Raw genomic sequence first — 22,262 nt, 5'->3', positions numbered from 1 at the left:
AAATCCGGCCCTGTCGGCCGTTCCGGGGGGACTGTATGAAAAAGCTGGTTCTGGCACTTTCGGCTTTGGCTATTTCAGCAACGATTTGCTCTTCAGCATTTGCGGACACGTTTAAGTTTAGCTTCAGTGGCAGCTCTGATTCGGGCTCAGGTCAATTTACGGCGGCTGCGACCTCGACTCCCGGCGAATATCTCATCACGGGTGTGATCGGGACAACGGACGGTTTCACGATCAACTCCCTGCTGCCGGCGGGATCGTATGGAGGGAATGACAATCTGCTGTTTTATCCGGCGGCGGGCGGCTCGTACGTGGACACCCATGGGGTCTCTTACTTCCTTTCGAACGGCACCGACATCAATCTGTATTTCTTCGCTGGTATGTATGGTATCGAGAGTCTCGGGAGCTCTGGTTCTAGAAACGTTCCACTGAACTCGCTGACAGTGACTGCGACTCCGGAGCCTGAGTCGTTGATATTGCTGGGAACAGGGCTGTTAGGGTTCTGCGGTGTGGTTCGACGCCGGTTTGTTGCATAGGGCGATCGAGAGATAGGTGAGGCCGCTCCATGTGGGCGGCTTTTGCTGCATCTGAGTACAAGAGCGAGCGTTCGCCTCTCGTGGTAGACAAGCTGCGTGGGTGGCGAAGCCCAGGCGCGGCGCGAAATCAGGGATACTCCTTTGTTCAGACTGTGATTTCTGATAGGTTTGAGGGTGGGGGAGTGGCCAACCCATGTCCGCTTGGCCCGACCCTCTTCCTGACTACTGAGACCTAAATCCCAGCCGTTGCAGTGGCCGTGTATTTCATTGCAGAAGAAGGAGCGTTACGTTGAACGAATTTCGCGAGTTTCTGGAACTTCCCTACTCTGAACTTGAGGATCTGAACCTGATGGCGAAGGAGCAGCGCAAGAAGCGTGTTGCGCCGCATGTGATTCAGGAAGAGCGGTTGAAGTATCTGACCGATGAGCGCCGCATCAAGGCCGTGACGGTACTGTTCAGCGATCTCGAAGGCCGGCTGCACATGCTGGACTACGACAAGAAGTTCCTGGTGAAGAGTTTCGACAATCTGACGTTCGACGGCTCGTCGATCCGCGGCTTTACCGCGCAGCGCGAGAGCGACCTGCGGCTCGGCATCGACTGGAGCGCGTTCTACTGGGCGCCTGCTGACATCTTTGGCGCGGGCAAGGTGCTGGTGTTCGGCGAGGTCATCGACAAGAACGGCCAGACGTACAGTGCAGATATTCGCGGAGTGCTGAAGAAGTTCTCGCAGGAGATGTACGACGAGCACGGCTACACGCTGAACGCTGCCAACGAGATTGAAGGCTTCCTCTTCGAGGGCGTCGACGCCGAGCGTCTCTACCATGAGAACGGCTCCTTCCAGTACGTCAACAAGGGAGGGTACTATCACTCGCTGCCCGGTGATCCGCTGCGCGAGTTCATCGACACCACGGCGGAGGTGCAGCGCGCCATGGGATTCGAGAACGAGAAGGACCACCCGGAGGTTGCGCCGAGCCAGTTCGAGATCAACTACAGCTATGGCGAGGTAGTGGCTGCTGCGGACCAGATTCAGCTGTACAAACTGATCTGTCGGCAGGTGGCCACGCAGATGGGCATGACTGCGAGTTTCCTGCCGAAGCCGGTGGTGGGCGTGAACGGAAGTGGCATGCACACGAACATCTCGATCACGAAGAATGGCAAGAACCTGTTCTGGGACCCGAAGGGTGAGGAGAAGATCTCGAAGCTGGCGTGGCAGTTCACGGACCGCATTCTGACGCACGGCAACGATCTTTGCCTGCTGCTGAATGCGAGCGTGAATGCGTACCGGCGGCTTGATCCCCACTTTGAGGCTCCGAACCAGATCAAGGCCTCGGCTGTGGACCGTGGGTCGATGATCCGTATTCCTATCGGCAACGAGAAGTCGGCGCGCGTTGAAGTGCGGTCGGTTGGGCCGGATGCGAATCCGTACATGGTGATGCACTCGATCTTCAAGACCGGACTGAATGGCGAGACGGCGAAGATCAAGAACCTGCGCCAGGCGGAGCGGTATCTGCCGGATAATGTGTACACGGCGATCGAGGACTTCCGCAAGGCGGAGTGGACGACGAAGCTGCTGGGAGCTGACGTGAAGGCTCGTTACGCCGATCTGAAGCAGGCTTCGGCGGATCGCTGCCCGCGGCTGCTGGGGACGATCGTAAAGACTCCGGAGGTTCAGTTCCACCACGATGTCTACAACCAGCTTCTGTGGAACCAGTTCTAAGGTTACGAGAATGGAGTGAGAAGCCCCGGCTGCGGCCGGGGTTTCTTATTTGTGGATCTGACGCCGGCCGTCTTACGGTTCGCGACAAGTGTGCGATTATCGCGTATATCGTGCGAATATTGCCAGAGCTTCTTGGCGAATGATAGTTTGTTCTCTCATACTTGATGGAGGGAAGAATACGTATGCAGGACAGCTATAACGGGATTGCGGTTCCTAAGGATGGGGCTCCGATTCAATATGCGAACGGCAAGTACGCGGTACCAAACAATCCGATTATTCCGTTCATCGAGGGCGATGGAACGGGACGTGATATCTGGAAGGCCTCGCAACGCGTATTCGACGCGGCGGTGGAGAAGGCATACGGCGGCAAGCGCTCGGTGAAGTGGTTTGAAGTTCTGGCAGGCGAGAAGGCGTACAGGCAGACACAGAACTGGCTGCCTGATGACACGGTGAAGGCGACTGTGGACTTTCGCGTGTCGATCAAAGGGCCGCTGACGACTCCGGTGGGCGGCGGGATTCGGTCGCTGAACGTGGCGCTGCGGCAGTTGATGGATCTGTATCAATGTGTTCGTCCGGTGAAGTATTACTCCGGCGTGCCCAGCCCGGTGAAGCATCCGGAGAAACTGGATGTGGTGATCTTCCGCGAGAACACCGAGGACATCTATGCCGGCATCGAGTTCCGCGAGGGGACGCCAGAGGCGGCGAAGTTCATCAGCTTTGTGAACGACGAGATGCTGAAGGGCGGCAAAAAGAAGGTCCGGCTGGATTCTGGAGTTGGCGTGAAGCCGATCTCGATTACGGGATCGAAGCGGTTGGTGCGGGCGGCGATCCAGTATGCGCTGAACCACGGGCGCAAGACGGTGACGCTGGTGCATAAGGGAAACATTCAGAAGTTCACCGAGGGCGCGTTCCGCGAGTGGGGTTATGAGGTTGCGACACAGGAGTTCCGCGAGCAGACCGTGACCGAGCGCGAGAGCTGGATTCTGGGCAATCTGGAAGCGAATCCGAAGCTGACGCCGGAGGAGAATGCTGCGCTGGTGGAGCCGGGAATTGAGTTTGCTCCGAAGGCGTTTGTCGACGAGGTGATCGCCGAGGTGAACGGCGTGATCGCCGCCATCGGCGCGTCACACGGCAACGGCAAGTGGAAGCAGAAGATTCTGGTAAACGACCGCATCGCGGACTCGATCTTTCAGCAGATCATCATCCGTCCGAGCGACTACAGCGTGCTCGCGACGACGAATCTTAACGGCGACTACATCTCCGACGCGGCAGCGGCACAGGTGGGTGGGCTTGGTATCGCTCCTGGTGCGAACATCGGCGATGGCTATGCGGTCTTTGAGGCGACGCATGGCACGGCTCCGAAGTACGCGGACAAGGATGTGATCAATCCGGGGTCCGTGATGCTTTCGGGCGTGATGCTGTTCGACTTCATTGGATGGCCAGAGGCAGCGCGGCTGATCGAGTCGTCGATGGAGAAGACGATTCAGCAGAAGCACGTAACGTACGACTTCGAGCGGCAGATGCAGGGCGCAACGAAGGCAAAGACCAGTGAGTTTGCGACTCGCATGATCGAGAATATGTAGACGGCCGCAAATGCGCAGATAGGGCGCGGATTTGAAACCATAGAAATGGATTTTGATAGGAGAAGTGCAGAATGCGTAAGAAGGTAACAATTGTTGGTGCAGGAAATGTGGGCGCGACGGCGGCGCACTGGATTGCGGCGAAGGAGCTGGCGGATGTCGTGCTGATCGATGTCATCGAGGGCGTGCCGCAGGGCAAGGGGCTCGACCTGCTCGAGGCGATGCCGATTGAGAAACGCGATTGCAGCATTGTCGGCACCAATGATTATGCAGATACGAAGGATTCGGATGTCGTTTTGATTACCGCCGGCATTGCGCGCAAGCCTGGAATGAGCCGCGACGATCTGCTGAACACCAACTTCAAGATCATGAGCGATGTTGTTTCGAAGGTGGTCACGCAGTCGCCGAATACGATCATCATTGTGGTTTCGAACCCACTGGATGCGATGGCACAGACGGCGTTCAAGCAAGCCGGCTTGCCGCGTGAGCGCGTGATCGGCATGGCCGGTGTGCTCGATTCGGCACGGTTCCGCACGTTTATTGCTGAAGAATTGAAGGTTTCAGTGGAGAACGTGACAGCGTTTGTGCTCGGCGGGCACGGCGACACGATGGTTCCCCTTTCGCGTTACTCCACGGTGGCGGGGATTCCGATTACCGAGTTGATTGCGCCTGACCGACTGAAGGAACTGGAGACGCGGACGGCCAATGGCGGCGCGGAGATTGTGAAACATCTGAAGACTGGTTCGGCTTACTACGCTCCTTCGTCTGCTGCCGTGGAGATGGTTGAGGCGATCCTGAAGGACAAGAAGAAGATTCTTCCGTGTGCCGCTTATCTGCAGGGTGAGTACGGGATCTCTGGGCTGTATGTCGGGGTTCCGTGCAAGCTGGGTGCCAAGGGGCTTGAGCAGATTATTGAAATCAAGCTGACTCCGGAGGAGCAAGCGGCGCTGAACAAGAGCGCGGATGCGGTGAAGGAGCTTTGCACCGTGATTGGCGTAGCTTAGTCGAAGTGTGGACTCAAAACAAAGGCCCGCAATTGGCGGGCTTTTTGTTTTGCATAGCAGAGCCGCGGCGCTTCTATGTAGAGCTCCTAGCCAGGATGCACAAAGCGACGGGACTACCAGTCTCCTCCTGCTCCACCTCCGCCAGAGCTCCCTCTGTCGCCTCGGCTGAAGCTGTCGTCGCTGCTGCTGGAGCAGCTGTCGCTGCTGGAGATGGTTCCCCAGTCGGACCATGAACTGCTGCCGCTGGACCAGGACCTTCCCTTGTTACGGCTACTAATGAACCCCACGACCAAGATCGCGGTCATAGACAGGGGAAAGAAGATGATGAGGAACAGAAGCCACAGAGGGGATGCGCACTTCTCCGCGGCGTGCGGTTGTAGTTCGGGCTCGCCGATTGGCTGGAGTCCGCCGATGCGCCCGAATTAGACAGCGCATTGAGTGTGACTCCGGCGTCTGCAGCGATGACCTTCGTGTCTGTTGCCTCGCAGCTGTGATGCTGGGTCAGGCTCTGGCAATGGGCAGCGAAGTTACCTAAATTTCCTAACTAACCTGCGTCCGCAAATGAGAGCTGCGTGGCTGAATCATTCGTTGTATACGAAGGCAGAACCAAGAGAAGAGGTAGATCCCTCCAAGAACATAGAGGCCTGAAAAGCCTGAGCTAATGGCGCAGGCGCCCGCGACGCCGATCAGCATCGTAGAGGCGAACGCCTTCATCATAGAGGGTCGAGAAGACGCCAGGGCCCCTTTGACATCCATATCTACGCGACGAATAACAATGCCGAGAGCGAGCCCGATGCCAACTACCCCGACCACTCCGAAGTTGAAAAAACCTTCTCCAAAGTATCCCGGCCTGACCCCGGGATGCGAATGAGGATCAAGACCGAGCGTCGTGGCTGTCGCGGCACCCAGGCCCCAGTTGTCCCGAAATTGGGAGGCGAAGCGTGGAACAAATGCCGTTAAAGCAGCAAAGTAGGTCTTGCCGACCCAAAACTTGTGGTTCCATGTGGAATATACCCACGCAAAGTCACGCAGATCGGAAAAGTTGTTTCCAAAAAATATAGCTAGAACCAACACTCCGAAGAACATACTGAGCGAATATTGACCGCCCCGCACGCTCCCGAGATAGAGGCCAGCTACAATAACGGCAGAAATCATGCTAGTGAGCCGAACCAGGCTGATTTTGCTCCGAAGCGCCACCAGATAGCACATCAGAACATTGATGTAAATGGCAGCAATATTGGATCTGGCGCCGAAGAAGATCATCCCAACGGTCAGCAGCAAGGTGCATGCCAGCAGAACCCTCTCCTTTGTGTCGATATACCGTGCAAGGCAATGTGAAGCGATGATCACGGAATAGTTTGAGATGAAGAGAGCAACGGGGCGAAGAGTGGGGTTGGCGAACGTGTATTCTCTGAGGTTAAATGCGAACCCGCTCTGAGAAAAGTATATAGACAGGATCAGCATCTGCAACAAGAGGCAAAGCAACGTCTGAAACACCAGAATGCCTCTGGATGACATGAGCATGAGTGAGCATCTGGGAACGATGTCCAGCACCTGAATCGTTGTTTTACGTGCTCCCAAGCCGGCGCGTAGTCGCCAAAAAATGCCTCCAGCCAGCATGGCAAAGAATCCTAACAGTGTCAGCAAAAAGACAATGGGCAGCACGGCAAGGACCGCGGCAAAATCTCGACCAAGAACGAGTTCGTTCAGGTCACTCTTGGCGAATGGAAGCAGAAGCAGGTTAGGAAAAACGCATATAAGAAACAGCTGCGCGTGCCAAAAGTCGATTCGATACCCTCGCCGGTAGCAGTTGCGGTAGTAGGAGATTGCGAAGAGGGAAATCGCTAAAAAATCGATGACATAGAGGATATTCCACGTCATCTTATGTCACCCCTGCGACGAAATGAGGAGGTAGTGGCGAGACGCGCGAGAAATCTTGAAGCAACAAGCCGTTTTCACACGCAGAGCTTTCTTGACTCATGGGTTTAAGAATACAGTAGGCGTGTTGATGCACCTCAACCAAATGATCAGTCCGTGATCTGTCCAGAGCACTCTGGAGGCAGCCCATGCTGAGGCCAGGTGCTAGATATCAGCTAAAATGACGAGGGAGCCCGCTGTGTTTCCAAAGCGGGCCCTTCGTCGTGGATCTTTCAAATGAGTCTACGCAACCCGCTCGATGGAGACAGATTCGAGAACGACAGGCGTCTTGGGGCGGTCCATGCCGTCGCGGGAGACTTTGCTGATCTTCTCGACGATGTCGTAGCCTTCAACGACCTCGCCGAAGATGGTGTGCTTGCCGGTGAGCCAGGTGGTGGGGGCTACGGTGATGAAGAACTGGCTGCCGTTGGTGTTGGGGCCGGCATTGGCCATGGCGAGCTTGCCCTTCTCCTGGAATCCGTGGCGGGAACCTTTGGTTTCGTCGGCGAACTTGTAGCCGGGGCCGCCCATGCCATTGCCTTCGGGGTCGCCGCCCTGGATCATGAAGTCGGGGATGACGCGGTGGAAGATGGTGCCGTCGTAGAGCTTGGAACCCTTCTTACTGCGGCTGTTCCACTCCTTGGTGCCCTCGGCAAGGCCGATAAAGTTGGCGACCGTCTCGGGGGCGTCCTTTTCGAAGAGTTCGCAGACGATTGTTCCCTGGTTGGTCTTGAAGGTGGCGTAGACGCCGGGCTTGGTTGGCATGTTCGTGGTTCTCCTTGCAGGGTTAGATGCGTGAGAAAGCATTGTCTCGGCAGTTGCAACGCAGAGACGGGAATTCAGTTGTGCGGTGCGGCTGTTGTGGCTGCCGCAGGCGCAGCGGCGGGTGCTGTGGGAGAAGTTGGTTCCGGCGGCATAGGCTGGCCATCGCGCACGATGGTGACGCGCGTGATGGTGACAGGCGTGAGAGGCTTGTCGCTCTCGTTGCGCTCGACGCGCGCGATGGAGGCGACGAGGAGGACGGTGTGAGCGTCGCACTGGCCGAAGATGGTGTGCTTGCCGTTGAGTTGCGGGACGGGAACCTCAGTGATGAAGAACTGGCTACCGTTGGTTCCACCACCGGAAGGGCCGGGGCCGGAGTTGGCCATGGCGAGGCGGCCGGGTTCGTCGAAGGTGAGTGAGGGATCTATCTCGTCCTGGAAGAGGTAACCGGGGTCGCCAGTGCCGTCGCCCACGCGGTCGCCGCCCTGGATCATGAAACCGGGGATGACGCGGTGGAAGGTGGTCCCGTTGTAGAAGGGCTGGTGGTGGACCTTCTTGAGGGTCTTGGGATCGGTCCAGTCCTTGGTGCCGTCGGCGAGGCCGATGAAGTTCGCGACGGTAACGGGAGCCTGCTGGTCGTAGAGTTTGCAGGTGAGGCGGCCCATCGTGGTGTCGATGACGGCAGTGGGGCCGCTGGGAGCGACGGGAGGCTTCGCCTGGCTGGCGGTGCTGGGAGCGTCGGGAAGGTCCTGGGATGATTGCTGTGGTGGCGCTGAGGATTGAGCGAACGCGGCGGCGCTGACTGCCAGGGCGAGCGCGAAGGAACGAAGGATCATGCGGTATGGTGCTCCATGAAACAGGCTATCGCAGCGGTGTGCCGAGGTGCAAAGCGGTGGCCGTGATTGGTCACTCTTTTTGCGACGTGAGATTGTCCGCTGGACTTTGTTACCGCGGAAATGGTTCGGCATCTAACGCTGAAGAGCACAGGAGGTGCGGCAGATGACGAAGTTCGCGTTGTACGTTCCCTTGATGGCGAAGCCGGGCAAGGAGGCGGAGGTTGAGGCGTTTCTGGAACAGGGCGCGCGGATGGCTCAGGATGAGTCCGGCACCGTGACATGGTATGGGTTGAAGGAAGGCGATGGGTTTTACAGCGTCTTCGATACGTTTGACGACGAGGCTGGGCGTGACGCGCATCTGAATGGACCGATCGCGCAGGCTCTGATGGCGAAAGCGGGCGAGCTGCTGGCAGAGCCGCCAAAGATCAACAAGATCACGTTGATTGCGAAGAAGTAGGTTCGGGCGAAGTTCCTTATGGATTGTGGTCCGAAGTAGCCTGGACTGCAGCGAAGACGCGCAGGATGTTGCCTCCGAGAACTTTTTTGACGTCTTCGGCAGAGTAACCGCGTGCCATGAGGGCTGCGGTGATCTTGGGGAAGTCGGCGGCGGAGTCTATACCGGCGGGTGGGACAGGGATGCCGTCGAAGTCGGTGCCGATGCCTACGTGGTCGATGCCTGCGACCTTGATGATGTGGTCGAAATGGTCGATGAGCGAGTTGAATGGGGCCCGTCCGAGTCGATCGGCGAACTCTCGATCGATCTTGTTAGACGCCGCATAGGGGACGGGCAGGCCCTTGGCCTTGTACTCGGCTTCGAGGGCGTCCTGTGCCTTCTGGCGTTCGGGTTTCTGCGCAGCCCAGGCCTGACGCCACTGTTCGTCGATGAAGGCCTGGTGGAAGTTGACCATGACGACTCCGCCGTTTTTGGCGACGGCGCGGATCATGTCGTCGGTCATGTTGCGCTGGGCGTCGGTGAGGGCGCGGGCGGAGGAGTGCGAGGCGATGATGGGAGCTTTCGTGGTCTCGATGACGTCCCAGAAGGTTTTGTCGGAGACGTGGGAGATGTCGACCATCATGCCGAGGCGGTTCATCTCACGGACGACGTCTTTGCCGAAGGGGGTGAGGCCGTTGTGGTGGGTGACGGTGGTGTCGTCGATGTCGCCGGAGGAGTCGGCCCAGTCGTTGGTGTTGGACCAAGTGAGGGTCATGTAGCGAACGCCGAGGCGGTAGTAGTCGCGTAGGAGGCCGAGCGAGTTCTCGATGGAGTGGCCACCTTCGATTCCCATGAGGACGGCGAACTTGCCCTGCTTGTGGGCGGCGAGGATCTGCTCGGCAGTAGTGCAGAGCTGGAGCTTGTCGGGGTGCTTGCGGACCTGCTCGAGGGTTCCGTCGATGAGCTCAAGCGTCCGGCGGGCGGAGGCGTTGGCTGGGTACTGGCCGGGATCGACCCAGATGGAAAAAAATTGCGCGTCGAGGTTGCCCTTCTTCGCGGAGTCATAGTTGAGCATGCCGCCGTTGAGGGGATCGGTGAAGTCCCAGTGCTCGTCTACGAAGCGCTGCGGGGTGTCCGCGTGGGTGTCGATGACGATGGCGGACTGATGGACAGCTTGCGGGTCTTGAGACATGGCCTTCTTTCCTGCGGACTGTGAGGACTGCGCTCCGGCTGGCGTTGCGGCCAGCAGGAGCGCGGCCGATAGGAAGGATGCACAGGCTGCCGCAGTGGATTTTGTGATCGTGTGCATGGGTTTCCTTGAAGGTTATTAAGGGAAATTGTAGCAAGCGTTTGGGTTAGGTCTTGTTTGTATGGTCCGCCCGTTGCTATCCTCGGTATCCCCCCTCCCCGTGTTTTTGTGCAAAATATTCATTCCATGTGGTTTAAGCCTGGACTTAGAGTGTAAAGTGTTCTATTTATGAGGCTTGCTGGTAAAGCATTGAAAATGAAACACATAAGGCCGAGCTTTGGATCGCTCGGCCTTTATCTTTTCTGATTTTATTTTAACGGATTGGATGGACCTACTCTGCCACTTGAAGGCGGTTTATTTTATTGGGTAAATGCTTTTGTTTATGTGGCTTACCGGGATGGTTGCATCGTTTTGCACAGGTTTGGGGATTGACAGGGTTTGTCATCCTTCTCTTCCACCCTTCGCGGTGAGACCGCGAAGGGTGGGGCACCCGAGGGCCTCAAGCACCCGTAGTGGGGAGAGCAAAGGGTTGCGCATTGCGTCCGATGGAAGAAAAAAGGTTTGCTCCATCGCGTGCTGGCCGGATAGCGCCGCGTGGGATACCTGATCAGTAAATGCAATCCAGGTCGATCCGGCGGGAAAGTGGATGTCCGAGCGCGAAGCGGCCGCCTGATACTCGTCGTCGAGTTTCATCTGGTCATGGATGTGCAACATGTAGTGATCGTAGGGGCTGCGTTTTTCCTTGGTGATCCTGAGCAGTCGCATGAGGAGAGCGCTGCCGGGGAATGGAGCAGAGATGCGAGGCGCGAAGCGCGCGGCCACGTCGGCGAAGGGTTCGCCGACCTGCCAGTGCCGGGTTTTTCCGGAGGGATCGACGTTGGCGAAGATGCGAAGGATGCGTTTGCCCTGCGTGGGTCGAGAGGGGAACGAATCGACGTGCAGGAGGCGGTCGTCGTGTCGCTTGCTTTGCACGCGCCCCTCGACCTCGACTGGGCGGAGGCTGCCGTTACCGATGATCAGGGCGGCGGAGTAGCGGGGGAGAAGCCGGTTAACCAAGTCGCGGGCAAAGTCGGCGTAGCGGGCCATCAGCCCTGCGAGTGCCGTGGAGTTCTTGTGTTGTTCCGCCGCTCCCCAGATTTTTCTTTGCGTTGGAGAGTACTTGATGCTCTTTGAGCCCGGGTCCAGGCAATCGGGATTGAGAAAAGCCTCCTCTTCGTGGGTCAGGCGGAAAGGCTCATATGGAAGCATTACGATCTTTCCGTTTTCAAGTTCTTCTACGGCCCGGGTGGGAGCGTCTGCGTTGGCAGGGATCCAGATGGCCTCTGCAGCGGCCGAAAAAGGGTGATGCGATGGCGGCTTTTGAGAAGAGATGAGCCCGCTCATGCAGGCAGAGTACTCTCTGCAAGGTTGGTTTGAAAATGACCGGACAGTAGATCGCCAGCTCTATGGCAAGGAAATAGATAGGAGATGAGCATTTGGGCAAGACAGGGCTGGGTGGGGCCTCGCATTACCACCCATCGCAAAAGCGCGATGGATGGGGCACCCGAGCAGTTAGAAAGCTGCCGCACCTGCTTCTGCTACGGCGTGGTCCTGTTCGCCTGAGCCTCCGCTGACGCCGATGGCTCCGACGACCTTGCCGTCCTTCTTGAGCGGGATGCCACCGGCGAAGATCATCACCTTGCCGTCGTTGGAGGCATGGATGCCGAAGAACTGATTGCCGGATTGTGAGTGCGTGGCAAGATCTTTGGTGGCGATGTCGAAGGCTCGGGAGGTCCAGGCCTTCTTGATGGAGATGTCGATGGAGCCGATCCAGGCGTTGTCCATGCGGACGTGGGCGATGAGGTTGCCGCCTGCGTCGGCTACGGCGATGTTCATGGGCTGGCCGATCTCGGTGGCTTTTTTTTCGGCGGCGGCGATGATCTTGCGCGCAGTCTCGAGGTTGATGCTCATGCTGATCTGCTCCTTTACTGTGATCTTGCGGCGGTGATTTGCGCGACGGCGATTAAGTAGGATGCAGGTGGGGGTGGAACGGAGGACGGCGATTCGCGCTTTCGCGCGATAATCCCAACGATGTGCGGAAAGCGCGCATGGGGCATCTATGAGTTTTTTGTGAAAATTACAAAGTTGACGTACAGGATAGACTGATCCGAATGAGAACAACCAAGTTGATGTACATTTGGGCCAAATGTCTTGGTGTTGCTGGAACATTCGCAGCCGTCCACATGGGCGTCAATGCACAGCAACTTAAAACTCGAAGTGTTCCGCTAACGCAGGCAGAAATGCACGCACGCGTTGAAGCTCTTTATGATTTCCATCCTTCGAAGCTTACTGATGCGGAACGGTCGAAGAAATCAGCCGAGATGGATCATTTTTGGGGCGAGGCGAAAGGCGACACCGCCAGAACGCTTCCTTTATTGCGTGTCGAACTCCGTGATGCGCCGCAAGGATCGTTCTTTTTAACGGATGGAAGCGAACTTCTGCTCTCTCTATCCAAGACGTCTGAAGACAAACAGTTGGCGGCTGATGCATTGGCTCGAACGGACCTGCGAGACACACAGAGCCGAACTTACTTCTTTACCGTGCATGACCTTGCCTGCGACGGCGTAAATACTACCGCTGCTGCGCTGCATATTCTGGACAATCCTACGTTCCGTGTTTCTGTGCCGCAGCACGCTATGACTTTGGATCAGCGCATGGCGCTCATGTACATTTTGCTCTCTATGAAAGATGACAGTTGGGTGAAGCCGGCGGCAGAGAGGTTCGCAGTCGAGAAGAATGTAGACGGCAAGATCGCATTGGTTAATGCATTTTTCTACGAGCAGACCGATTCGGCGGACGCGGAGTTGAGAAAAATAGCAAGCGACAATTCCCAGCCAGATGCGGTTAGAAAGAAAGCACAGGAGTTTCTTAATGACGCGCATAAGGCCGCGAGCAATTGGATACCCGTGATGGGAACGGTTGCCGGAATTCGTGAACAACGTCGTCAACGGCTACGGGCCGTCAGCGATGAGGCAGTTGACGACGTAGAGACGATGACGGGCAAGATCGTACAGTTACGCGCGAAAGGTAAGACTTAGGTAGAGCTAGCGGGAGAAGAGGTCTTTGACTTGCTGCACGAAGACGTCGCGGCCCATGTCGCTGATGGCTTCGGTCAGGGGGAGTTCCTTGGGGCAGGCCTGGACGCAGTTCTGGGCGAAGCCGCACTCCTGGATTCCGCCGTCACCGGCGAGGGCGCGGAGGCGGTCTTCGGCGAGAACGGCGCCCGAGGGGTCGATGTTGAAGAGCTTGGCCTGCGCGATGGTGGCGGCTCCGACGAAGTTGGTGACGTCGTTGAACTGCGGGCAGACCTCCATGCAGCAGCAGCAGGAGATGCAGTTGGAGAGCGGGTAGCGCTGTTCCTGGATTTGAGGGTGCTGGCGAGGGCCAGCACCCAGGTCATACGTACCGTCGATGGGGACCCAGGCCTTGACGCGCTTGAGGTTCTCGAAGAGGACGGAGCGGTCGACGGCGAGGTCGCGGACGACGGGGAACTTGGAGAGCGGGGCGAGCGTGATGGGCTTGCCGGGGTTCTCTTTCTGGAGCTTGTCGACGAGGGCGGAGCAGGCCATGCGGGCCTTGCCGTTGATGAGCATCGCGCAGGAGCCGCAGATCTCTTCGAGGCAGTTGGAGTCGTAGGTGATGGGCGTGGTGGGCTTGCCGTAAGCATCGACGGGGTTGAGCGCGATCTCGCCGAGGAGCGAGGTGATGTTCATGCCCGGGCGGTAGGGGACCTCGAAGGTCTCGGTGACGGCGGGGGCGCCGGGCTTGGCCTGACGCTTGATCTCGACTTTGATGGTGCTTGGCATTGTTGGTTGCCCTCAGGGGCTAAAGCCCCGTTTCTTCGTCGTTCTTTTTGCGGCATCCTTCGACGCCGCTCAGGACAGGCTCTAAAGCCGTGCCCTAAAGCAAAACTCTTGAACTATGCATCGTAGCGGCATGGTCGTGGCTGATGTGACTGCGGGTTGCCTGGTTTGTCATAAGCCCTTTCGCTCATTGGCGCTTCTTGGAGAAGAACATGTAGGCCATGACGCAGGTGAAGATGATTGCAAGTCCGGTGTAGAAGAGGTTGATGTGCTTATCAATCGGCACGCTGATGATGGCCAGCGCCTGCGGAGCGAGTTGGAGTTCGACGATTCGGGACATGGTTGCTGCTCCCTCTGGTGAAATCTCATATGGGCTCAGGCAGTGGCGTCGTAACGGCGTGGACGTGGTTTGATGTGGCTGATGTCGACGTCTTCCCACTCGAAGGCGGGGCTGGAGTCCTTGAAGCTGGCCTTGGTGGTCTTGAGGAACTTTTCGTCGTTGCGTTCGGGGAAGTCGGGTTTGTAGTGGGCTCCGCGGGATTCGTCACGGAGGCGCGCGCCCTGGACGATGACTCGGGCAAGGTGGAGCATGTTCCAGAGCTGGCGGGCAAACGCGAAGCTGGTGTTGGCCCACTGGCTCTTGTCGGAGAGGTTGATGTTGCGGTAGCGGTCGAGCAGCTCGACGATCTTGGCGTCGGCCTCCTCGAGGCCTGAGTTGTAGCGAATGATCGTGGCGTGCTTGGTCATGGTTTCGCCGAGCTCCCGCCAGATTTTGAAGGGGTTCTCGGTGCCGGGGTTGCTGAGGAGGATCTGGTTGTACTCCTTCTGGCGCTGCAGCTCGGCGGCATGGCCTCCGTCGCCCTCGGGCGCGGGGAGGGACTTGGCGTACTGGATGGCCTGCGGGCCGGCGACGAAGCCTCCGTAGATGCAGGAAAGGAGGGAGTTGGCGCCGAGGCGGTTGGCGCCGTGGATGGAGTAGTCAGCTTCGCCGGCGGCGAAGACTCCGGGGATGTTGGTCTGCTGGTTGAAGTCGACCCAGAGGCCGCCCATGGTGTAGTGCATGCCGGGGAAGATCTTCATGGGAACTTCGCGCGGGTCGTCGCCTACGAACTTCTCGTAGATTTCGAGAATGCCTTCAAGTTTGCGGTCCAAAGTTGCTCGATCGATGTGAGTTAGATCGAGGTAGACCATGGGCTGGCCGTCGATGCCCATGCCGTATTCGTAGACGACTTTGAAGATGGCGCGGGTGGCGACATCGCGGGGGACGAGGTTGCCGTACTTGGGGTACCACTCCTCGAGGAAGTACCAGCGGTCGCCTTCTGGAATGCTGCGCGGGGCGCGCGTTTCCTGCTTATTTTTTGGTACCCATACTCGGCCGCCTTCGCCGCGGGCGGACTCGGACATGAGGCGGAGTTTGTCTTCGCCGGGGATGGCGGTGGGATGGACCTGAATGAACTCGCCGTTGGCGTAGTAGGCTCCCTGCTGGTAGAGGGCGGACTGCGCGGACCCGGTGCAGACTACGGAGTTGGTGGACTTTCCGAAGATGGCTCCGTTGCCTCCGGTGCAGATGATGATCGCGTCGGCGGGGAAGGTGCGGAGTTCCATGGTGCGGAGGTCCATGGCGCAGATGCCGCGGCAGACTCCGTGCGAGTCGAGGACGGCGGAGAGGAACTCCCAGCCCTCGTACTTGGTGACTTTGCCCTCGGACTCGTAGCGGCGCACCTGCTCGTCGAGCGCGTAGAGGAGCTGCTGGCCGGTGGTTGCTCCGGCGAAGGCGGTGCGGTGGTAGAGGGTGCCTCCGAAGCGGCGGAAGTCGAGCAAGCCCTCGGGGGTGCGGTTGAAGGGGACGCCCATGCGGTCGAGAAGGTCGATGATGGCGGGGCCCTGCGCGGTCATGTTCTTGACCGGCGTTTGATTCGCGAGGAAGTCGCCGCCGTAGATGGTGTCGTCGAAGTGCTTGAAGACGTCGTCGCCTTCGCCCTTGAGGTTCTTGGCGGCGTTGATGCCTCCCTGAGCGCAGACGGAGTGCGAGCGCTTGACGGGGACGATAGAGAAGAGGTCGACCTTGCCGCCCGCTTCGGCGATCTTGATGACGGCGGAGAGGCCGGCGAGTCCGCCGCCTACTACGATGATTCTGGGTGTTGCTGCCATGAGGTTCCTATCCCTGTCTCTTTCGCAGTCGAGTAAAGCTAAATAAGAGGAAACTGAACGCGAGTGCGCTTGCGATCACGACGACAAAAGCGAATGTTCGAATTGAATATGCGTGAGAAAGAAACAGCCCAACGCTAATCATTAGTACGGCGAAGAGTGAAAACCCGCCAATGAATAAAGGCTTGAGTATTGCTCGCTGCTGGTTCATTACTGTTGTTTGTTCATGCGGTGTGAGTTGTGCGATGCTCTTTTGTCTACGAATCGCCAATAAAGTCACATATTGCCATAGAAGGTTGACGGCAATCCCGACGACCCCCGGCCATTGAGGATCACGAAATTCCTCGACAATTCCAAACAGCAGAGCAAGAACTAGTACAACCTCGAATGCTTGCAGGATTCGCAAACGTGTCATTGTCGTACCAGTCCCGGTTGCGCGGAATTCGTTGCTGGCACGGACAGGGTGATTGACGGCTGCTCGGGCATGACGTCTTCTGGGGCCGGCGGTGCATTGACGACGGCGTAGATGCTGGCGAGTCCCATGAGACAGAGCGCGATGCCGACGACGGCGCAGACGTAGCCGAAGCGCTTGCGGGCCTTGTCGCCGGGGGTGATGCCCCACTTGGCGGCGAAAAGCCAGATACCGTAGGCGAAGTGCCAGGTGGTGGCGACCATCGCGATGACGTAGATGGCGACCATCCACGGATTCGAGAGCTCGACCTGGACTTTGTGGAAGGCTGCGCCGGGGTGGTCGGGGAGGCTGACGCCGCTGAAGCGCTGGCTCCAGACGTGGTAGCCGATATAAAGGAGCGCGATGATGCCGGTGACGCGCTGGGAGAGGTACATCCAGTTGCCGGCCCAGGGGTAGACGTTTACGTTGTTGCGGCCGCGGATGGCGATGAAGACGCCGTAGAGGGCGTGGTAGGCGAGCGGGATGAAGATGAGGGTCCATTCGAGGACGCGGACGAGCGGGAGGGAGTTGAGGAAGAGGACCTGCTTGGCGTAGGCCAGCGGGCCGTTGACGATCTCGAAGTTGGAGACGATGTGCTCGATCAGGAAGGCGCCGATGGGGACGATGCCGGTGAGCGAGTGCAGCTTGCGCCAGAAGAAGGAGTGGCCCTGGCCGGCACGTAGCGGTTGCACGCCGCCCTTGATACCCGGGTGGGGCTGAGCGGCGGGCGGGGATGGCGGTGCGGCAGTTGCCATGAAGGCTCCTTGGGATGATTTGGGCGCGCACCTGCGGATGGATTTGTGCGGCAGGCTGATTATTCCGCTATGGTCTTGCCAGCGTCAAGAAAACAGGGCGTGTTTCGTGCGGTTATCGGTAAGTTTGTGCGATTAAGTGAACTTAGCGGAAGAGAGGTGCGGCTCGAGTTCCTTGAGCAGCGCTGCAAAGGCCCGGCCGCGATGGCTGAGGGTGAGCTTGGTTGCGAGGTCGAGCTCGGCCATGGTGCGGTGGTGCGTGGGGAGGTAGAAGAGCGGGTCGTAGCCGAAGCCGCCGGAGCCGCGGGGTGCAGTGAGGATCTCGCCTTCGACGGCTCCGTGGCCGATGGCGAGGATGTGGCCGTTGCGCGCGGCGGCGAGGACGCAGTGGTAGCGCGCCTCGCGGTCGCTGAGGGGAACTCCGGTGAGGGTTTCGACGAGGTAGAGGTTGTTGCGCTCGTCGGGAGGGAGCGGCGACATGGGGAGGAAGTTGTGGTCTTCGGCGAAGCGAGCGGAGCGGACGCCGGGGGCTCCGTGGAGGGCGTCGACTTCGAGGCCGGAGTCGTCGGCGATGACGATCTCGCCGGGCGCGTGGTGGGAGTAGTAGAGGGCCTTGGCGATGGCGTTGCCTTCGAAGGTGGGCTCGTCTTCGGGCGGCGGCGCGATGTCGGCCAGGTTAGGCAGGGGCTCGATGGGGATGTGGAGGGTATCGGCGGCGGCGAAGTCGCGTAGCTTGCCGGGGTTCGAGGTGGCGACGTAGAGGGTCACGGGGCTGGCTCTATTTTGCACCTGTCTATTGCGTGATGCGGAGGCGGACGAAGATGGCCGCTCCGAAGGGGTGGCGGCCGTAGGCGGAGACGAGCGCGTCGGGCGTGGAGTAGGTGGTGAATTGGGCTCCGGGGGCGGCGAGGAGGTGTGAGGCGATGCGGTAGTCGCGGTCGTAGCCGAAGCTGTAGGCAGCGACGTGTCCGATGGGGGACTCTACAAAGTTGGGAGGGAGCGGCGAGCCGGAAGAGAAGAGAAGCTCGTTGGAGCGGCCGGCGTTCTCGATGCGCGTCCAGGCGTAGTTGCGGGTGCGGAACTTGATCAGGGATTCGAGGAGGTAGCTGTTCTCTTTGCTGTGGTCGGAGAGGGATTTGGTGCGGCCCCAGACGAGAGTGTTCGACCAGTTGCCGTTGTGGAGGGGGCGGTTGTACATGATGGAGGCGGTTTGACGCTGCTGAGCGTCATTTGGGTAAAGCGATTCCGGGCTGTTTAGGTGGGCTATGGAGTATTGCGCGCTCCAGTTGGGGCGGGGTGAAAAGGTGATGCGGGAGGAGTAGCTGTCGATGGCGTGGCCGTTGGGTGACGGCTGGAATCCCCAGCGCTGCTCGGTAGGTTCGGCGCCGTGGAAGCCCGAGGCTTCCACACGGACCGAGTGGAAGGTGAGGCCTGCGGTGAGGACGTTGTAGGCGATGTGGGTGGAGTCTTCCTGGTGGTGGCCGAGGGCTGCGAGTGGGTTCTCAGATGCGGAGAGGCGGTGCGGGTAGGCAGTGGGGCCGATTGCGGGGTCTCCAACGGGAGCGGCGTAGAGGCTGAGGAGCGAGCGTTCGCCGAGGTGGATGTCGTAGAGGGCGGCGACCTCCATGAAGAAGTTGTGCGGATGCTGGCCGTCGATGATGGGCTTGCCGAAGGCGGTCTCGCCCTGCTGGAAGAGCAGAGGGTACTGGCGGCCGGTGATAGTAGCAGGTTCAAGCGAGAACATTGCGCGGAGGCTGAGCTCGCCGGGGCCAAGCTGGCGCATCGCCATGGGCATGATCCAGTTGGTGGAGAAGAGCTTGTCGGTGCCGCGCGGGCCGCTCTGCTGTATGTCGGTGATGAAGGCTGTTCCGTGGAGCATGAGCATCCAGTTCTTGTAGCTGCCCATGAGCATGGGGACGGATGTGGAGGCGGGCTCGATGCTCGTGCCAGACGAGGCGTGGTTGAGCTGCGCTTCGATGAGCGTAGCCGCGGATATCGGCATGTCCATCTGCATCGGGGTTTCGTTATCCGGGGATTTGGGCGAGCTGTGCATGGGCATCTGCATGCCGGGCATATCGTCGTGTTGCGCAAATGTGAGTTGAGCCGAAAGAGCGAGGACGGCAAGCGCAAGTGTGAGTGCACGGAGGCGGTGCATGGGAATCCTTTTCCTGATGGTGCGGGGCGACAGGCAGCGCGAGGAGAGGCGCTGCGGGAAGGCGCGGGTCAGGATCAGATGCGGAGGGCGATGAGCGTGTGGAGAGGCGGGAGCGAGGCAGTTCGTACGTCGAGAGGTTGCACGACGGCAAGTGTCACTGGTGGGAACAGACTGGATGTGATCAGCATCGCTGCGGCCGGCTGTTCGAGGGAAGTGGATGCGGTCGGCGATGAGGGCAGATGGTGAACCGTGCAGCAGGACGTAGTTGGCTGCTGGAGCGGCGAATGTTTCGTGCAGTGGTTGCAGGACTGGTTCTGGTGAGTGCCTGTCAAAGTGCACGTGGCACCAACAAGAATCGTAAGCACGCAAAGGATGGCCGCGAGAGTGTAGATCGTCTTTTTCATGGTCGCGATCTGTGAAGCGGCTCCTTGCTATGGTTGCGGCGTTGGCCGGTATGCTCTAAGTATAAATCCGGCTGAGAGCAGGGAAGTGAGACGTGTCATGCCAACGATGAAGGCGCATACGGAGTATCTGACGTTTGAGACTGAGCAACGTTATGAGATGGTGCATATTACGCCGCAGGTGGAAGAGATCGTGCGGAGGAGCGGGATCGACGACGGGCTCTGCTTCGTTTCGCCGATGCACATTACGGCGGCAATTTATGTCAACGATCTCGAAGACGGGTTGATCGAGGACATCGGCACATGGCTGGAGAAGCTGGCGCCTGCGAAGCCGGACTACAAGCATCACCAGACGGGTGAGGACAATGCGGATGCTCACCTGAAGGCGCTGTTGCTGCATCACGAGACGACTCTGCCGGTGACCAAGGGAAGGCTTGATCTGGGGACGTGGCAGCGGGTGTTTTATGCGGAGTTCGATGGACAGCGGCGAAAGCGCGTCATTGTGAAGGTGCTGGGCGTCGCAAAAGGATGATATCGACACGACGATTCTGGGCGCGACCCACTTCTGTGGCGTTCGAGGCGATGGGGTGGAACTCTGCGTAGCCGGCGGCGGAGAGATTGGCTGGGGCGAGGTGGCCGCGCTCTAGCAGGAGCCGTGCAATGGCGCTAGCGCGTGCGGTGGAGAGCTCCCAGTTGGTTGCGAACTGCGCCGTGTGGATGGGCATGTCGTCGGTGTGGCCTTCGATGCGCAGCGGGCCGGCGGGCAAAGTTGCGGAGAGGCCTGCGAGCATGGGGATGGAGGTAGCGCGGACCTCGGCGGAACCGGAGGGGAAGAAGCCGATCTCATGGAGCGAGATGACGACTCCTTCGGGGGAGGTGTGGATGGTAACGCTTCCCGGAGGGATCTGTCCGGCTGCGATGCGGGCTTCGAAGAAACGCGTGAGGCGCGCGGTGATCTGCTGCGTGTCGGTCTCTCCCGCCGAGGTTGTTGGTACAGGAAGTGCGATCGGTGCAGGAACCGAGGCGTCAACGGCGATGCCGCCTTCGGTGAGGGGCGGCGTTTTGGAGTGGGCCTCGAAGCTGCCCATAGGAGTGAAGGCGGTCTGCATGGCGGCGGCGATCTGAATCTGCTTCTTCTTGTCGGACTGGCTGGAGGCGAAGAGGACGACGAAGAAGGCGAAGAGAAGCGTGATGAAATCCGCGTAGGAGACGAGCCAGCGCTCGTGATTGACGTGCTCGTGTTTCTTCTTGCGGCTCATGCTGCGGCCTCTGCGGGCGTGCTTTCGGATTTGCTGTCCGAGAGGAAGGTGCGCAGACGGGTTTCGATCATGCGTGGATTCATGCCTTCGAGGATGGAGATGACGCCCTCGAGCATCATCTCCTTGATCATCTGCTCTTCGCGGTGACGGATCTTGAGCTTGCCGGCTGCAGGAAGGCAGACGAGGTTGGCGAGAGCGACTCCGTAGATGGTGGCGACGAACGCGACGGCGATGCCGCGGCCGACCTCGTCGATATTGTCGAGGTGCTGCATGACCTGGATGAGCCCGAGCACGGCGCCGATGATCCCGACGGTGGGAGAGTAACCGCCGGCAGCCTCGAAGACCTGCGGGATTTTCTCCTCCATCTCGCTCTTGTTGTCGATCTCCATCTGCATGATCTTGCGGACCTCGGTGGGTTCGGTTCCGTCGATTGCGAGCATAAGGGTCTGTTTAAGAAAGGGATCCGTGACGGAGGGAAGATCCTGATCGAGCGAAACGATGCCGCTCTTGCGAGCTTTGTTGGCGAAGGCGACGATCTGCTTGAGCACAGCTTCGCCGTCGGAGCTCGCAGAGATGAAGACCTTCATGAGATGTTGCAATGCGGCTAGAAAGGTCTTGAGTGGGAACTGCAGCATGACGGCGCCGGTGGTGCCCCCAATGACGATGAGGGCTGCGGTGGGCTGCGTGATCTGCGCGATGCTGCCGCCCTCAATCATCATCCCGGCGAGAATTCCGAGGATGGCTACGAGGATTCCACCGATGCTGGCGATGTCCATGGCGAGGTGTCCTTAATTCGATTCGGCCTTGAGTCCGCCGCTGAGCAGCTTCGCGTCGTGTGCGGCTTTGGCGTTGAGCATTGCAGCCGCGTCAGGCCACGCTGCGCGCAGGACACGGGAGCGGTAGTCAAGCGTGCGCAGCGCGACTTCGTCGCAGGACTCGAGCACGACGAGCTTCTCGCCGGTGACGAGTGTGAGTACGGTGTCAGGCGCGGATTCGGCGTGCTTGATGAGGTCGCAGTTGACGGTGAGGCGGTGGCCGTTGAGGCGCGTCAGGTCGATCATAGTGGCCCTTTCAGGTCTCTTATCGACAGGACGGAGGAGATCGATAGAAGGAACTGCGGCGGAAGGTAATGGGGAAAGATTGGGGGCCAGCCTCAAGTCGGATGGACGTGGGCCGATGAGGGTAGCGAACGCGGAGCCACTCGCACGGTGAACTGAGGTCGT

The 22,262-nt window shown here is 59.1% G+C and carries 24 protein-coding genes; 7 read left to right on the top strand and 17 right to left on the bottom strand.

What is annotated here, in order from left to right:
- The first annotated feature begins 35 nt into the window (after window positions 1-35).
- From OHL16_RS05775 to mdh, 4 genes are all read left to right on the top strand, one after another.
- A complete protein-coding gene (locus OHL16_RS05775; RefSeq protein ID WP_263366114.1) occupies window positions 36-533 on the top strand; it encodes a PEP-CTERM sorting domain-containing protein in 498 nt (165 codons plus the stop codon).
- Between the two features lie 349 nt (window positions 534-882).
- Window positions 883-2,250 (top strand): glutamine synthetase family protein, encoded by a 1,368-nt coding sequence (locus OHL16_RS05770; RefSeq protein WP_396127153.1) that lies wholly within the window; start codon window positions 883-885, stop codon window positions 2,248-2,250.
- 182 nt (window positions 2,251-2,432) lie between these two features.
- Complete coding sequence (locus tag OHL16_RS05765) at window positions 2,433-3,833, top strand: NADP-dependent isocitrate dehydrogenase (protein ID WP_263366112.1); 1,401 nt, start codon at window positions 2,433-2,435, stop codon at window positions 3,831-3,833.
- Between the two features lie 71 nt (window positions 3,834-3,904).
- On the top strand, window positions 3,905-4,834 hold the full coding sequence (gene mdh / locus OHL16_RS05760) for a malate dehydrogenase (RefSeq protein WP_263366111.1): 930 nt from the start codon (window positions 3,905-3,907) through the stop codon (window positions 4,832-4,834).
- Between the two features lie 540 nt (window positions 4,835-5,374).
- Here the strand turns inward: mdh and OHL16_RS05755 are convergent.
- The 3 genes from OHL16_RS05755 to OHL16_RS05745 all read right to left on the bottom strand — a co-directional run bounded on the left by OHL16_RS05755 (window position 5,375) and on the right by OHL16_RS05745 (window position 8,349).
- Entirely contained in the window at window positions 5,375-6,715 is a 1,341-nt protein-coding gene (locus tag OHL16_RS05755) for an oligosaccharide repeat unit polymerase (RefSeq protein ID WP_263366110.1), read from the bottom strand.
- A gap of 279 nt (window positions 6,716-6,994) precedes the next feature.
- Window positions 6,995-7,516 (bottom strand): peptidylprolyl isomerase, encoded by a 522-nt coding sequence (locus OHL16_RS05750; protein WP_263366109.1) that lies wholly within the window; start codon window positions 7,514-7,516, stop codon window positions 6,995-6,997.
- A gap of 74 nt (window positions 7,517-7,590) precedes the next feature.
- Window positions 7,591-8,349 (bottom strand): peptidylprolyl isomerase, encoded by a 759-nt coding sequence (locus OHL16_RS05745; RefSeq protein ID WP_263366108.1) that lies wholly within the window; start codon window positions 8,347-8,349, stop codon window positions 7,591-7,593.
- A 163-nt stretch (window positions 8,350-8,512) separates the two neighbouring features.
- Here OHL16_RS05745 and OHL16_RS05740 point away from each other — a divergent pair, with 163 nt between their 5' ends.
- Complete coding sequence (locus OHL16_RS05740) at window positions 8,513-8,806, top strand: putative quinol monooxygenase (protein WP_263366107.1); 294 nt, start codon at window positions 8,513-8,515, stop codon at window positions 8,804-8,806.
- A 16-nt stretch (window positions 8,807-8,822) separates the two neighbouring features.
- Here OHL16_RS05740 and OHL16_RS05735 read toward each other — a convergent pair whose 3' ends face one another.
- From OHL16_RS05735 to OHL16_RS05725, 3 genes are all read right to left on the bottom strand, one after another.
- Window positions 8,823-10,091, bottom strand: coding sequence for a dipeptidase (locus OHL16_RS05735; protein ID WP_317891032.1), 1,269 nt, complete (start codon window positions 10,089-10,091; stop codon window positions 8,823-8,825).
- Between the two features lie 381 nt (window positions 10,092-10,472).
- A complete protein-coding gene (locus OHL16_RS05730) occupies window positions 10,473-11,414 on the bottom strand; it encodes a Kdo hydroxylase family protein (protein WP_263366106.1) in 942 nt (313 codons plus the stop codon).
- A gap of 168 nt (window positions 11,415-11,582) precedes the next feature.
- The gene (locus OHL16_RS05725) at window positions 11,583-11,981 is read right to left on the bottom strand and encodes a GlcG/HbpS family heme-binding protein (protein ID WP_263366105.1); all 399 of its coding nucleotides are present in this window, start codon (window positions 11,979-11,981) and stop codon (window positions 11,583-11,585) included.
- 200 nt (window positions 11,982-12,181) lie between these two features.
- Here OHL16_RS05725 and OHL16_RS05720 point away from each other — a divergent pair, with 200 nt between their 5' ends.
- A complete protein-coding gene (locus OHL16_RS05720) occupies window positions 12,182-13,108 on the top strand; it encodes a hypothetical protein (protein WP_263366104.1) in 927 nt (308 codons plus the stop codon).
- Window positions 13,109-13,114: 6 nt separating this feature from the next.
- On the opposite strand, the gene sdhB is transcribed toward OHL16_RS05720, so the two are convergent.
- The 8 genes from sdhB to OHL16_RS05680 all read right to left on the bottom strand — a co-directional run bounded on the left by sdhB (window position 13,115) and on the right by OHL16_RS05680 (window position 19,783).
- Entirely contained in the window at window positions 13,115-13,876 is a 762-nt protein-coding gene (gene sdhB, locus OHL16_RS05715) for a succinate dehydrogenase iron-sulfur subunit (protein WP_263366103.1), read from the bottom strand.
- Between the two features lie 184 nt (window positions 13,877-14,060).
- A complete protein-coding gene (locus tag OHL16_RS05710; protein ID WP_263366102.1) occupies window positions 14,061-14,213 on the bottom strand; it encodes a hypothetical protein in 153 nt (50 codons plus the stop codon).
- 35 nt (window positions 14,214-14,248) lie between these two features.
- On the bottom strand, window positions 14,249-16,024 hold the full coding sequence (gene sdhA / locus OHL16_RS05705; RefSeq protein WP_263366101.1) for a succinate dehydrogenase flavoprotein subunit: 1,776 nt from the start codon (window positions 16,022-16,024) through the stop codon (window positions 14,249-14,251).
- Window positions 16,025-16,031: 7 nt separating this feature from the next.
- Window positions 16,032-16,436 carry a hypothetical protein gene (locus OHL16_RS05700; RefSeq protein ID WP_263366100.1) on the bottom strand — a complete coding sequence of 135 codons (405 nt, stop codon included), beginning with the start codon at window positions 16,434-16,436 and terminating at the stop codon, window positions 16,032-16,034.
- The gene (locus tag OHL16_RS05695) at window positions 16,433-17,227 is read right to left on the bottom strand and encodes a succinate dehydrogenase (RefSeq protein WP_263366099.1); all 795 of its coding nucleotides are present in this window, start codon (window positions 17,225-17,227) and stop codon (window positions 16,433-16,435) included. The genes OHL16_RS05700 and OHL16_RS05695 overlap by 4 nt, the downstream gene beginning before the upstream one ends.
- Before the next feature lie 132 nt (window positions 17,228-17,359).
- On the bottom strand, window positions 17,360-17,992 hold the full coding sequence (locus OHL16_RS05690) for a non-canonical purine NTP pyrophosphatase (protein WP_263366098.1): 633 nt from the start codon (window positions 17,990-17,992) through the stop codon (window positions 17,360-17,362).
- 25 nt (window positions 17,993-18,017) lie between these two features.
- Window positions 18,018-19,379: a hypothetical protein gene (locus OHL16_RS05685; RefSeq protein WP_263366097.1), complete on the bottom strand. Its 1,362-nt coding sequence runs from the start codon at window positions 19,377-19,379 to the stop codon at window positions 18,018-18,020.
- A 74-nt stretch (window positions 19,380-19,453) separates the two neighbouring features.
- Entirely contained in the window at window positions 19,454-19,783 is a 330-nt protein-coding gene (locus tag OHL16_RS05680; RefSeq protein WP_263366096.1) for a hypothetical protein, read from the bottom strand.
- A 97-nt stretch (window positions 19,784-19,880) separates the two neighbouring features.
- On the opposite strand from OHL16_RS05680, the gene OHL16_RS05675 reads away from it, so the two are divergent.
- The gene (locus OHL16_RS05675; RefSeq protein WP_263366095.1) at window positions 19,881-20,312 is read left to right on the top strand and encodes a secondary thiamine-phosphate synthase enzyme YjbQ; all 432 of its coding nucleotides are present in this window, start codon (window positions 19,881-19,883) and stop codon (window positions 20,310-20,312) included.
- Here the strand turns inward: OHL16_RS05675 and OHL16_RS05670 are convergent.
- From OHL16_RS05670 to OHL16_RS05660, 3 genes are read right to left on the bottom strand one after another with little or no spacing between them, the layout of a single operon-like run.
- Window positions 20,278-21,039, bottom strand: coding sequence for a flagellar motor protein MotB (locus OHL16_RS05670; protein ID WP_263366094.1), 762 nt, complete (start codon window positions 21,037-21,039; stop codon window positions 20,278-20,280). The two genes, OHL16_RS05675 and OHL16_RS05670, sit on opposite strands and share 35 nt — an antisense overlap.
- Window positions 21,036-21,815: a flagellar motor protein gene (locus OHL16_RS05665; protein ID WP_263366093.1), complete on the bottom strand. Its 780-nt coding sequence runs from the start codon at window positions 21,813-21,815 to the stop codon at window positions 21,036-21,038. The genes OHL16_RS05670 and OHL16_RS05665 overlap by 4 nt, the downstream gene beginning before the upstream one ends.
- Window positions 21,816-21,827: 12 nt before the next feature.
- Window positions 21,828-22,100, bottom strand: a complete 273-nt coding sequence (locus tag OHL16_RS05660) for a flagellar FlbD family protein (RefSeq protein WP_263366092.1) — start codon at window positions 22,098-22,100, stop codon at window positions 21,828-21,830.
- Between the last annotated feature and the right edge of the window lie 162 nt (window positions 22,101-22,262).

The sequence above is a fragment of the Edaphobacter bradus genome, assembly GCF_025685645.1.
Classification (GTDB): domain Bacteria; phylum Acidobacteriota; class Terriglobia; order Terriglobales; family Acidobacteriaceae; genus Edaphobacter; species Edaphobacter bradus.
The sequence above is the reverse complement of the archived record's forward strand: the minus strand, read 5'-3'. Positions and strand labels throughout refer to the sequence as shown.

What these genes read in the sequence shown, in the direction of transcription:
- OHL16_RS05775 (WP_263366114.1), top strand. Translation starts at nt 36, where the DNA reads ATGAAAAAGCTGGTTCTGGCACTTTCGGCTTTGGCTATTTCAGCAACG.
- OHL16_RS05770 (WP_396127153.1), top strand. Translation starts at nt 883, where the DNA reads ATGGCGAAGGAGCAGCGCAAGAAGCGTGTTGCGCCGCATGTGATTCAG.
- OHL16_RS05765 (WP_263366112.1), top strand. Translation starts at nt 2,433, where the DNA reads ATGCAGGACAGCTATAACGGGATTGCGGTTCCTAAGGATGGGGCTCCG.
- mdh (WP_263366111.1), top strand. Translation starts at nt 3,905, where the DNA reads ATGCGTAAGAAGGTAACAATTGTTGGTGCAGGAAATGTGGGCGCGACG.
- OHL16_RS05755 (WP_263366110.1), bottom strand. Translation starts at nt 6,715, where the DNA reads ATGACGTGGAATATCCTCTATGTCATCGATTTTTTAGCGATTTCCCTC.
- OHL16_RS05750 (WP_263366109.1), bottom strand. Translation starts at nt 7,516, where the DNA reads ATGCCAACCAAGCCCGGCGTCTACGCCACCTTCAAGACCAACCAGGGA.
- OHL16_RS05745 (WP_263366108.1), bottom strand. Translation starts at nt 8,349, where the DNA reads ATGATCCTTCGTTCCTTCGCGCTCGCCCTGGCAGTCAGCGCCGCCGCG.
- OHL16_RS05740 (WP_263366107.1), top strand. Translation starts at nt 8,513, where the DNA reads ATGACGAAGTTCGCGTTGTACGTTCCCTTGATGGCGAAGCCGGGCAAG.
- OHL16_RS05735 (WP_317891032.1), bottom strand. Translation starts at nt 10,091, where the DNA reads ATGCACACGATCACAAAATCCACTGCGGCAGCCTGTGCATCCTTCCTA.
- OHL16_RS05730 (WP_263366106.1), bottom strand. Translation starts at nt 11,414, where the DNA reads ATGAGCGGGCTCATCTCTTCTCAAAAGCCGCCATCGCATCACCCTTTT.
- OHL16_RS05725 (WP_263366105.1), bottom strand. Translation starts at nt 11,981, where the DNA reads ATGAGCATCAACCTCGAGACTGCGCGCAAGATCATCGCCGCCGCCGAA.
- OHL16_RS05720 (WP_263366104.1), top strand. Translation starts at nt 12,182, where the DNA reads ATGAGAACAACCAAGTTGATGTACATTTGGGCCAAATGTCTTGGTGTT.
- sdhB (WP_263366103.1), bottom strand. Translation starts at nt 13,876, where the DNA reads ATGCCAAGCACCATCAAAGTCGAGATCAAGCGTCAGGCCAAGCCCGGC.
- OHL16_RS05710 (WP_263366102.1), bottom strand. Translation starts at nt 14,213, where the DNA reads ATGTCCCGAATCGTCGAACTCCAACTCGCTCCGCAGGCGCTGGCCATC.
- sdhA (WP_263366101.1), bottom strand. Translation starts at nt 16,024, where the DNA reads ATGGCAGCAACACCCAGAATCATCGTAGTAGGCGGCGGACTCGCCGGC.
- OHL16_RS05700 (WP_263366100.1), bottom strand. Translation starts at nt 16,436, where the DNA reads ATGACACGTTTGCGAATCCTGCAAGCATTCGAGGTTGTACTAGTTCTT.
- OHL16_RS05695 (WP_263366099.1), bottom strand. Translation starts at nt 17,227, where the DNA reads ATGGCAACTGCCGCACCGCCATCCCCGCCCGCCGCTCAGCCCCACCCG.
- OHL16_RS05685 (WP_263366097.1), bottom strand. Translation starts at nt 19,379, where the DNA reads ATGCACCGCCTCCGTGCACTCACACTTGCGCTTGCCGTCCTCGCTCTT.
- OHL16_RS05680 (WP_263366096.1), bottom strand. Translation starts at nt 19,783, where the DNA reads ATGAAAAAGACGATCTACACTCTCGCGGCCATCCTTTGCGTGCTTACG.
- OHL16_RS05675 (WP_263366095.1), top strand. Translation starts at nt 19,881, where the DNA reads ATGCCAACGATGAAGGCGCATACGGAGTATCTGACGTTTGAGACTGAG.
- OHL16_RS05670 (WP_263366094.1), bottom strand. Translation starts at nt 21,039, where the DNA reads ATGAGCCGCAAGAAGAAACACGAGCACGTCAATCACGAGCGCTGGCTC.
- OHL16_RS05665 (WP_263366093.1), bottom strand. Translation starts at nt 21,815, where the DNA reads ATGGACATCGCCAGCATCGGTGGAATCCTCGTAGCCATCCTCGGAATT.
- OHL16_RS05660 (WP_263366092.1), bottom strand. Translation starts at nt 22,100, where the DNA reads ATGATCGACCTGACGCGCCTCAACGGCCACCGCCTCACCGTCAACTGC.